8 protein-coding genes are annotated in these 7,400 nt (G+C 38.4%); 4 read left to right on the top strand and 4 right to left on the bottom strand.

The features are described 5' to 3' along the window. Positions 1 to 178 precede the first annotated feature (178 nt). Both H6F47_RS26025 and aspS read left to right on the top strand, forming a co-directional pair. The gene (locus tag H6F47_RS26025) at positions 179 to 364 is read left to right on the top strand and encodes a hypothetical protein (protein ID WP_096571523.1); all 186 of its coding nucleotides are present in this window, start codon (positions 179 to 181) and stop codon (positions 362 to 364) included. 118 nt (positions 365 to 482) lie between these two features. Continuing rightward, positions 483 to 2,276 (top strand): aspartate--tRNA ligase, encoded by a 1,794-nt coding sequence (gene aspS, locus H6F47_RS26020; protein ID WP_190651646.1) that lies wholly within the window; start codon positions 483 to 485, stop codon positions 2,274 to 2,276. 48 nt (positions 2,277 to 2,324) lie between these two features. Here aspS and H6F47_RS26015 read toward each other — a convergent pair whose 3' ends face one another. The 3 genes from H6F47_RS26015 to H6F47_RS28735 all read right to left on the bottom strand — a co-directional run bounded on the left by H6F47_RS26015 (position 2,325) and on the right by H6F47_RS28735 (position 3,956). Then, positions 2,325 to 2,945 (bottom strand): hypothetical protein, encoded by a 621-nt coding sequence (locus H6F47_RS26015; protein WP_137668649.1) that lies wholly within the window; start codon positions 2,943 to 2,945, stop codon positions 2,325 to 2,327. Between the two features lie 309 nt (positions 2,946 to 3,254). After that, a complete protein-coding gene (locus H6F47_RS26010; RefSeq protein WP_096571529.1) occupies positions 3,255 to 3,704 on the bottom strand; it encodes a DUF29 domain-containing protein in 450 nt (149 codons plus the stop codon). Positions 3,705 to 3,833: 129 nt separating this feature from the next. After that, positions 3,834 to 3,956 (bottom strand): hypothetical protein, encoded by a 123-nt coding sequence (locus tag H6F47_RS28735; protein WP_255427180.1) that lies wholly within the window; start codon positions 3,954 to 3,956, stop codon positions 3,834 to 3,836. 42 nt (positions 3,957 to 3,998) lie between these two features. Between H6F47_RS28735 and H6F47_RS26005 the strand changes: the two genes are divergently transcribed. Next, positions 3,999 to 4,919: a restriction endonuclease gene (locus tag H6F47_RS26005; RefSeq protein WP_137668648.1), complete on the top strand. Its 921-nt coding sequence runs from the start codon at positions 3,999 to 4,001 to the stop codon at positions 4,917 to 4,919. Positions 4,920 to 5,018: 99 nt separating this feature from the next. Here H6F47_RS26005 and aroA read toward each other — a convergent pair whose 3' ends face one another. Continuing rightward, positions 5,019 to 6,368 carry a 3-phosphoshikimate 1-carboxyvinyltransferase gene (gene aroA, locus H6F47_RS26000; RefSeq protein ID WP_190651643.1) on the bottom strand — a complete coding sequence of 450 codons (1,350 nt, stop codon included), beginning with the start codon at positions 6,366 to 6,368 and terminating at the stop codon, positions 5,019 to 5,021. Between the two features lie 382 nt (positions 6,369 to 6,750). Here aroA and H6F47_RS25995 point away from each other — a divergent pair, with 382 nt between their 5' ends. Next, on the top strand, positions 6,751 to 7,263 hold the full coding sequence (locus H6F47_RS25995; protein ID WP_096571533.1) for a hypothetical protein: 513 nt from the start codon (positions 6,751 to 6,753) through the stop codon (positions 7,261 to 7,263). Positions 7,264 to 7,400 lie beyond the last annotated feature (137 nt).

The raw sequence follows: 7,400 nt of genomic DNA, 5'->3' as shown, positions 1-7,400 counted from the left end.
GGGACTGGTGACTGGTGACTGGTGACTGGTGACTGGTGACTGGTGACTGGGGACTGGGGACTGGGGACTGGGGACTGGGGACTGGGGACTGGGGAAAATTTTTATCTCCTGACTCCTGACTCCTGAACTCCTGTCTATTAAACCCATATCAAAATCCTTAACTAAGGAGATCAATAAAATGTCACAAGAAGAGTTTCAAGAAAAAATCTTAAATTCACTCGAAGAATTGAAAGCTGATGTGGCAAAATCAAATGAGAAATTTGAGGTATACAGGCAAGCTACCCAGTCACTGGTTAATCTGGCTTTCGGTTTGATTGCCAGTGCTACGATAATTACGGTCTTTCTTAATCCTGACCTCAACTAACCAGTTTAGCATTTTTGCCGTTTTTTCTTAACCAGAAATGAATACAATGACTGTTAATGCTAGATAATAGGAAAGCCTTAACATTTACTAACAGCCCGGAAAAAAGAACTAAATTACTATGCGAACTCACTATTGCGGCGAACTCCGACAAGAGCATATTGGAGAAACTGTAACATTATACGGTTGGGTGGACCGTCGCCGCGATCATGGGGGTGTGATATTCTTGGATTTACGCGATCGCTCTGGTATTGTGCAAATTGTCAGCGATCCTCAACGCACCCCAGACTCCTACGAACTGGCTAACACCATACGTAATGAATACGTTGTAGAAATTACTGGAAGAGTTACCCAACGCCCCGCAGAATCTTTAAATCCTCGTATTCCTACTGGTGAAATAGAAATTTACGCTGATAAAATTCACATCCTCAACGCTGTGCGTAAACAGCTACCTTTTCAGGTTTCCACCGCAGATACAGAAAATGTGAGGGAAGACTTGCGGTTAAAATATCGTTATTTAGATTTACGACGCGATCGCATGGCGCAAAATATGCAGTTACGTCACCAAGTCGTGAAAGCAATGCGTCGTTATTTAGAAGATAACGAAGGTTTCATAGAAATAGAAACACCCGTACTTACCCGTTCCACCCCCGAAGGTGCGCGTGATTATATTCTTCCCAGTCGCGTTAATGAAGGGGAATGGTTCGCTTTACCCCAGTCACCGCAACTATTCAAGCAAATATTGATGGTATCCGGGATGGATAGATACTATCAAATTGCGAGATGTTTCCGTGATGAAGACTTACGTGCAGACAGACAACCAGAGTTTACCCAGTTAGACATGGAAATGAGTTTCATGTCTCAAGAGGAAATAATAGAACTCAACGAAAAATTAGTTTGTCACATCTTCAAAACCGTCAAAAATATTGACTTACCCCGTCCTTTTCCGCGTCTAACTTATAAAGATGCGATGAATAAATACGGAAGTGATAAACCAGATACCCGCTACGGTTTAGAATTAGTTGATGTTTCCGATGTTTTAAAAGATTCCGGTTTTAAAGTCTTTAATGATGCCATTTCTAAAGGTGGAATTGTGAAAATTCTGCCTATTCCTAACGGTAATGATGCCATTTCAAATGTTCGCATTAAACCAGGTGGAGACATTTTCAAAGAAGCAGCAGAAGCAGGAGCTAAAGGTTTAGCTTATATTCGCGTGCGGGAAAATGGAGAAATTGACACCATTGGCGCGATTAAAGATAATTTGACACCGGAACAAAAGCAGGAAATTTTAACTAGAACTGGTGCAAAAGACGGTCATTTATTATTATTTGCTGCTGCTGATACAGGAACAGTAAATAAAACATTGGATCGGTTGCGTCAGTTTGTGGCTAGGGAATTTAATTTAATTCCTGAAGGGAAAAATAACTTTCTGTGGATTACAGATTTCCCGATGTTTGAATGGAATGCAGATGAGAAAAGATTAGAAGCATTACATCACCCATTTACCGCACCCCATCCCGATGATTTGCATGATTTGAAAACCGCCCGCGCTCAAGCTTACGACTTGGTTTTAAATGGTTTTGAAGTGGGTGGTGGCAGTCTGCGAATTTATCAAAGAGAAGTGCAATCTCAGGTGTTTGAAACTATTGGTTTATCTACTGAGGAAGCACAAAATAAATTCGGCTTTTTGTTAGAAGCTTTTGAATATGGTACACCTCCTCACGGTGGTATTGCCTATGGTTTAGATCGCTTGGTAATGTTGTTAGCTGGAGAAGAATCAATTCGTGATGTAATTGCTTTTCCGAAGACGCAACAAGCACGCTGTTTGTTAACAGATGCACCTGCTGGTGTGGATGGTAAACAGTTGAAAGAACTTCATGTTGCTTCCACTGTGAAACCGAAGGTGAAAGAGTAAAGTTTAAGATCCCCGACTTCTGTTAATAAAATTAAGAAGTCGGGGATCTTATGCTAAAATCCCTACTAAAATTTTCATTAATATTTCTAAGTCGGTGGGAACTCGATATAACATTAAGTCTTGAGTTATGATTCTAGTATCACGTTGAAAACTGCCAAATTGCCATATATCCCCTGTAGTGACTGCACCATATAATATTGGTTCATCTGTTGATATCCATTCATTTACTGCAATTAATTCTACTGCAAGTTGAGTAAAACCCCTTGTTAAATCTGCTTGTTTTGCTTCTACCACTAATATTTGATGTTGAGTTTGCAGGTAATAATCTAAGTCACCTCGCAAAAATTGATTTATTTCTATGGGATATTCTATATTAATTGTTGCTTGGGTAATGTGGGCAATTTCTAATAAAATAGGAGCAATTAATACTTCTCTGCGTGCAGCTTCGCTAGTTAAACTGACTCTTTGAATTGCTTCTTCTAATCTTTCTTTTAAGTCATTTAGTCTAGTAATTTGATTGTTAGTGGTTGGGAAATTAATATTACTTTTGATTAAGGTTGATCCTAGTTCTTGTAAAATGTCCGCAGGTGCAAATCTTAAATCAAAGTATTTACGAAATGTGTAGGTTTCAGTAGGTTTGAGAATTTGCGGACGATGGGGGGTATTCATAAGATTGTAAGTTATATTGTAATTGTAGATTTTTATTGTCTATATTATAGATTTTATTTCACGCAGAGGCGCAGAGACGCAGAGAAGAGAGAAAGAGTGTAATAGACCTCTCCGAAAAAGATGTAGGGACAATTCATGAATTGTCCCTACGAATGGGTTTCAGGTTACGCTTATGTAATTTTCGGAGATGTCTATTGAGATATTGAAGGTGCGATTTTTTGGGATGAAGGAGATGGATCGCTGTTTGGTGAGGTGGAGAGATGGGTTAGTGGTAGCTTACCGTAAGTATCGCTAACTACTTCAAAATATTTAACTCCAAAAAATGTCATTTAATAATGTGTCAATATCACAATCAAACTGCCATAAATCAGGAAACTCATACTGTGGATAATCTTCTCGGATTTCCTTGAGTACATCTTGCCAGATCTCGTCAAAAATTTCAGGCAAATAATTTTTAAGACTAGGTGACTTTGCTAAACGTCGTTTAATTTGTTTACGTTGTTCTCTAATAGTTCTTTCCCAACCATTGTAATCATTTACTAAAGGAACATATAATCGTTTCAAAATATGCGATAATAATACATCCAAACGACTTTCTAATTCATCCCGATAAGATCGCCCCAAATCCTCAATCTCCTCTATCAAATTCTCAACATCCACATTTTCAAAGTCCCTAGCTTTTAATTTAGCTATAGTCTCTTGAGTCCAATGTAAATAATCAGATTCATATAAGGATTTTTTAGCAATTACTTGAGTCATTGATTTGTAGCTCCTGCAATAAATCCATTATTATATTAACATTATTGCTGATCACATAGCTATGGGTAGGGGTTTAGCATTGCTAAACCCCTATAGGATTATTGTAGTGGGATTTTAATATTATTCCCTTTACCGACAAACTTCTACCAAAGTGCTGGTAAAATTAGGATAAGAAATAGCAGCCGCTTCTGCACGGTGAATAGTCGTAGTTCCACTAGCATTAAGAGCAGCGATCGCTAGAGAAGAGCGCAAGAGTGTGGTATAAAAATTATAGTAGATTTATTATAAACAACAATGTCTATTCCTGATTTTCAATCTGTTATGCTTCCTTTACTCCAATATGCTGGTGATGGAAAGGAACATTCTTTAAGAGATGCTATTACATTTTTAGCTGATGTTTTTAATTTGAGTGATGAGGAACGAAAGGAATTATTATCTAGTGGACAACAAGCGGTTTTTGATAATAGGGTAGGATGGGCGAGAACTCATTTAAAAAAAGCGGGTTTATTAGAGTCTCCCAAAAGAGGATTTTTCCAAATTACTAACAGGGGAAAAGAAATTTTAAAGCAAAATAACCCTGAAATTAATGTCAAGTTTCTTAATCAATTTCCCGAATTTATAGAATTTAAAACTATTAAAAAAGATAATGATAAATCAGTGTCAGAAATTATGGAAGATTCAGAAATTTTGGAAACTACACCCCAAGAATCCATAGAGTTTGGTTATCAAAAAATTAGAAAAGAATTAGAGTTAGAATTATTGAACCGTGTCAAAAGTTGTTCACCTGATTTTTTTGAAAGATTGGTAGTTGATTTACTGGTAAAAATGGGTTATGGTGGTTCAAGACGTGATGCAGGGAGAGCAATTGGTAAAGCTGGTGATGGGGGAATTGATGGAATAATTAAAGAAGATAAATTAGGTTTAGATATTGTTTACATTCAAGCTAAAAGATGGGATAATACAGTTGTTGGTAGACCGGAAATTCAAAAATTTGTCGGTGCTTTACATGGACAAAGAGCGAGAAAAGGTGTTTTTATCACCACTTCTAAATTTTCTCAAGATGCTAGAGAATATGTATCTATAATAGATAGTAAGATTGTTTTAATAGATGGACAAGAATTAGCTCAATTAATGATTGATAATCATGTCGGTGTATCAACTGTCTCTATTTACGAGATTAAAAAAATAGATTCAGACTATTTTACAGACGAGTAATCAAAAACCTCAATCTTCCTCTTTGCTCCTTTGCGTCTTTGCGCGAAACCTTTTATTTGATTAAAAAAACAGGGGAAAATCGAAAATCCCCTGTCAAATTTACCGACAAACTTCCTTTAAAGTGCTGGTAAAATTAGGATAAGAAATAGCCGCAGCTTCAGCACGGTGGATGGTAGTAGTTCCACTAGCATTAAGAGCAGCGATCGCTAAACTCATACCTATTCTATGATCTGTATGGCTGTCTACTTCCGCACCCACCAAAGCAGTACCACCAGTAATTTCCATCCCATCGGGTAATTCTGTCACTTTTGCACCCATTTTATTGAGTTGTTGCGCCATTACGGTAATGCGATCGCTCTCTTTAACTCGCAACTCTGCCGCATCTCTAATAATAGTTGTCCCTTGGGCAAACGTCGCAGCTACCGCTAAAATGGGAATTTCGTCAATTAATCTCGGTATAATATCCCCAGCAATGGTACAGCTTTTTAACTGACTAGAACGCACCCGCACATCTGCAACCGGTTCTCCTGCAACTTCCCGCTGATTTTCTAGCTGGATATCTGCACCCATCATAGCCAAAGCTTCTAAAATTCCCGTGCGGGTGGGGTTAACACCGACATTTTCCACCACCAACTCAGAACCGGGAACAATAGAACCCGCAACTAGCCAAAAAGCCGCAGAACTAATATCACCAGGAACAACAACTTTTTGCCCGTATAATTTCGCATTTCCCGTCACGGTAACGCTGTTAGTTTCCGGGTCTATACTTAATTCTGCCCCAAAAGCTTTTAACATCCGTTCACTGTGATCCCTTGATAAAGCGGGTTCGGTGACTGTTGTTTTCCCTTCTGTGTTTAAACCTGCAAGTAAAATACAAGACTTGACTTGCGCTGAAGCAATGGGTGAATGATAATGAATCGGTTTGAGTGCTTGTCCTTGAACTGCTAAAGGTGCTAAAGTATTACTGTTACGACCCCAAATTTCAGCGGACATTTGTTGTAAAGGTTTAACAACACGGGACATAGGACGCGATCGCAAAGAGTCATCACCTGTCACCGTAAAAAACCGCCCTGGATGGGAAGCTAACAAACCCAACATTAACCGGATAGTTGTACCAGAGTTACCCGCATTTAACACATCCATTGGTTCTTGGAAATTACCTAAACCAATACCTTTAACCCGCACCAACTGGGTATTTAATTCCGAAATTTCCGCACCCAGCGCCTGGAAACAGTGAGCAGTGCTGCGGGGATCTTCACCTAAAAGCAGTCCTTGAATCTCAGTTTCACCTTCAGCGATCGCACCTAACATCAAAGCCCGATGGGAAATAGATTTATCCCCAGGAATACTGATACGACCTTGTAGAGACAGTCCAGAGGGAGGACGCTGAATAATTAAGTTTTGAGAAGCGTTTTCTTGAGTTTGTAATGTTATAATAGCAGCCAACATTAGGATACACTAGCTTTTGAATAGACCGGAAATTTTGCAGTGACATCTAATGCAGCCACTGGTTAATTCCTTCCTAGTATCCTACCGCTTTTTATTGTCCGCAACCCAATCCAATCAGCCCTAGTTTAGACTAGCATTTTTTTCAATCTTGATAAAAATATTCACAACCTTGATCCACAGACTGATTCTAGCCAGAAAAAACATTGTTTTCGGGTTTTAGCTTTCAATCCTAGCCGTTTGCATCTTGATTTGTGTAGATTAACAAATTAGTAGATTCGGTTAATATGAATCAGGTTTTACTATTTAGTTGTTTAAACTAACTTTTTAAAACACCTAGTGTTGGTTTGATTTTATTCAACTGCTTCTATCACTTATCGTTCCCATGCTCACTCATCACCGCAAACCTATTTGTTTATCAATTATTTCCACTGACTTACCAGTTTGGTCTGTAGTGGAAACTTCTGGAACATTATATCAAAAAGATACTGACAGATTTCACTTACTATTGACTGCACCACCTTTAATCAGTTGTGAAGTAGGAAATTTAAGCAGTCGAGAAAATCCTGTTCCTCAAACTAAAAAAAATGTTGAAATCCCCACAAGTCCCAGAATTTTGTGGTTGGAAATTTCACCTTACCGAATCATTATGACTATGCAAGGTAACACTCAAGTAAGTTACCGACATTTCTGGGAACAGGGCGTTTATGGCATTAGTCGTTATTGGTTGCCTAATGAATCTTTGCAACCACACAAGCCTATTTGTTTACGTAACTTTACTAATAGCTTAGATCTTACCGGACAAAAATTACCAGAACATCTGCGACTTGACTATGAATTGTGGTCAGAAAAGGTACAACTAGGACGCTATATACTGAATTTGGAAATTGATAACTAATTAGGGGTTGCTGAGAAAGTCTTTCCGTGAGGGCATAGGAGTCAGGAGTCAGGAGTCAGGAGGAGATTTGAAAATTTCTTTGCCATCTCTTGAAATCCCAAAAAATGCACACTTTTTCCGGTATACCCTTCAAAACC

The sequence above is a fragment of the Sphaerospermopsis sp. FACHB-1094 genome (assembly GCF_014696195.1).
GTDB classification, from domain to species: domain Bacteria; phylum Cyanobacteriota; class Cyanobacteriia; order Cyanobacteriales; family Nostocaceae; genus Sphaerospermopsis; species Sphaerospermopsis kisseleviana.
This window is presented reverse-complemented; position numbering and strand designations above follow the sequence as displayed.

Coding starts and splice junctions, on each gene's coding strand:
- aroA (WP_190651643.1), bottom strand. CDS start 6,368: ATGTTGGCTGCTATTATAACATTACAAACTCAAGAAAACGCTTCTCAA.
- aspS (WP_190651646.1), top strand. CDS start 483: ATGCGAACTCACTATTGCGGCGAACTCCGACAAGAGCATATTGGAGAA.
- H6F47_RS26010 (WP_096571529.1), bottom strand. CDS start 3,704: ATGACTCAAGTAATTGCTAAAAAATCCTTATATGAATCTGATTATTTA.
- H6F47_RS26015 (WP_137668649.1), bottom strand. CDS start 2,945: ATGAATACCCCCCATCGTCCGCAAATTCTCAAACCTACTGAAACCTAC.
- H6F47_RS25995 (WP_096571533.1), top strand. CDS start 6,751: ATGCTCACTCATCACCGCAAACCTATTTGTTTATCAATTATTTCCACT.
- H6F47_RS26025 (WP_096571523.1), top strand. CDS start 179: ATGTCACAAGAAGAGTTTCAAGAAAAAATCTTAAATTCACTCGAAGAA.
- H6F47_RS26005 (WP_137668648.1), top strand. CDS start 3,999: ATGTCTATTCCTGATTTTCAATCTGTTATGCTTCCTTTACTCCAATAT.